General features: G+C 57.0%; 1 rRNA gene (cut by a window edge). It reads right to left on the reverse strand.

Features of this window, described 5'->3' with window-relative positions:
• Nucleotides 1-22: 22 nt before the first annotated feature.
• Nucleotides 23-2,494 (reverse strand): 23S ribosomal RNA (locus LJ657_RS47880); it runs 732 nt beyond the window's last position.

Consider the following 2,494-nt stretch of genomic DNA (forward strand, 5'->3'; position numbering starts at 1 on the left):
AACACAGTGGACGCGAGCAACTGAGGACAAGCCCTCGGCCTATTAGTACCGGTCACCTCCACACCTTGCGGTGCTTCCAGATCCGGCCTATCAACCCAGTCGTCTACTGGGAGCCTTACCCCATCAAGTGGGTGGGAATACTCATCTCGAAGCAGGCTTCCCGCTTAGATGCTTTCAGCGGTTATCCCTCCCGAACGTAGCCAACCAGCCATGCCCTTGGCAGAACAACTGGCACACCAGAGGTTCGTCCGTCCCGGTCCTCTCGTACTAGGGACAGCCCTTCTCAATATTCCTGCGCGCGCAGCGGATAGGGACCGAACTGTCTCACGACGTTCTAAACCCAGCTCGCGTACCGCTTTAATGGGCGAACAGCCCAACCCTTGGGACCGACTCCAGCCCCAGGATGCGACGAGCCGACATCGAGGTGCCAAACCATCCCGTCGATATGGACTCTTGGGGAAGATCAGCCTGTTATCCCCGGGGTACCTTTTATCCGTTGAGCGACGGCGCTTCCACAAGCCACCGCCGGATCACTAGTCCCGACTTTCGTCCCTGCTCGACCCGTCGGTCTCACAGTCAAGCTCCCTTGTGCACTTACACTCAACACCTGATTGCCAACCAGGCTGAGGGAACCTTTGGGCGCCTCCGTTACTCTTTAGGAGGCAACCGCCCCAGTTAAACTACCCATCAGACACTGTCCCTGATCCGGATCACGGACCCAGGTTAGACATCCAGCACGACCAGACTGGTATTTCAACGACGACTCCACCTGAACTGGCGTCCAAGCTTCACAGTCTCCCAGCTATCCTACACAAGCCGAACCGAACACCAATATCAAACTGTAGTAAAGGTCCCGGGGTCTTTCCGTCCTGCTGCGCGAAACGAGCATCTTTACTCGTAGTGCAATTTCACCGGGCCTATGGTTGAGACAGTCGAGAAGTCGTTACGCCATTCGTGCAGGTCGGAACTTACCCGACAAGGAATTTCGCTACCTTAGGATGGTTATAGTTACCACCGCCGTTTACTGGCGCTTAAGTTCTCAGCTTCGCCCCACCGAAATGGAGCTAACCGGTCCCCTTAACGTTCCAGCACCGGGCAGGCGTCAGTCCGTATACATCGCCTTACGGCTTCGCACGGACCTGTGTTTTTAGTAAACAGTCGCTTCTCGCTGGTCTCTGCGGCCACACCCAGCTCAGGAAGCAAGTCCCCTCACCAGACGTGGCCCCCCTTCTCCCGAAGTTACGGGGGCATTTTGCCGAGTTCCTTAACCATAGTTCACCCGAACGCCTCGGTATTCTCTACCTGACCACCTGAGTCGGTTTAGGGTACGGGCCGCCATGAAACTCGCTAGAGGCTTTTCTCGACAGCATAGGATCATCCACTTCACCACAATCGGCTCGGCATCAGGTCTCACCCACATGAGCGGCGGATTTACCTACCACTCGGGCTACACCCTTACCCCGGGACAACCACCGCCCGGGCTGGACTACCTTCCTGCGTCACCCCATCACTCACCTACTACAGGTCTGGTCCGTCGGCTCCACCACTCCCCTTTGCCCGAAGGCTCCAGGGCGGCTTCACGGACTTAGCATCGCCTGGTTCAATGTTTGACGCTTCACAGCGGGTACCGGAATATCAACCGGTTATCCATCGACTACGCCTGTCGGCCTCGCCTTAGGTCCCGACTTACCCTGGGCAGATCAGCTTGACCCAGGAACCCTTAGTCAATCGGCGCACACGTTTCTCACGTGTGAATCGCTACTCATGCCTGCATTCTCACTCGTGAACCGTCCACAACTGCCTTCCGGCGCTGCTTCACCCGGCACACGACGCTCCCCTACCCATCACAGCAGGCGTTGGCCCTATAGCTGCAATGACACGACTTCGGCGGTACGCTTGAGCCCCGCTACATTGTCGGCGCGGAATCACTAGACCAGTGAGCTATTACGCACTCTTTCAAGGGTGGCTGCTTCTAAGCCAACCTCCTGGTTGTCTCTGCGACTCCACATCCTTTCCCACTTAGCGTACGCTTAGGGGCCTTAGTCGATGCTCTGGGCTGTTTCCCTCTCGACCATGGAGCTTATCCCCCACAGTCTCACTGCCGCGCTCTCACTTACCGGCATTCGGAGTTTGGCTAAGGTCAGTAACCCGGTAGGGCCCATCGCCTATCCAGTGCTCTACCTCCGGCAAGAAACACACGACGCTGCACCTAAATGCATTTCGGGGAGAACCAGCTATCACGGAGTTTGATTGGCCTTTCACCCCTAACCACAGGTCATCCCCCAGGTTTTCAACCCTGGTGGGTTCGGTCCTCCACGAAGTCTTACCTCCGCTTCAACCTGCCCATGGCTAGATCACTCCGCTTCGGGTCTTGAGCGTGCTACTGAAACGCCCTGTTCGGACTCGCTTTCGCTACGGCTACCCCACCCGGGTTAACCTCGCAACACACCGCAAACTCGCAGGCTCATTCTTCAAAAGGCACGCAGTCACGAGA

Origin of the sequence: Streptomyces guryensis, assembly GCF_021261325.1 — a bacterium.
Lineage (GTDB): Bacteria > Actinomycetota > Actinomycetes > Streptomycetales > Streptomycetaceae > Streptomyces > Streptomyces guryensis.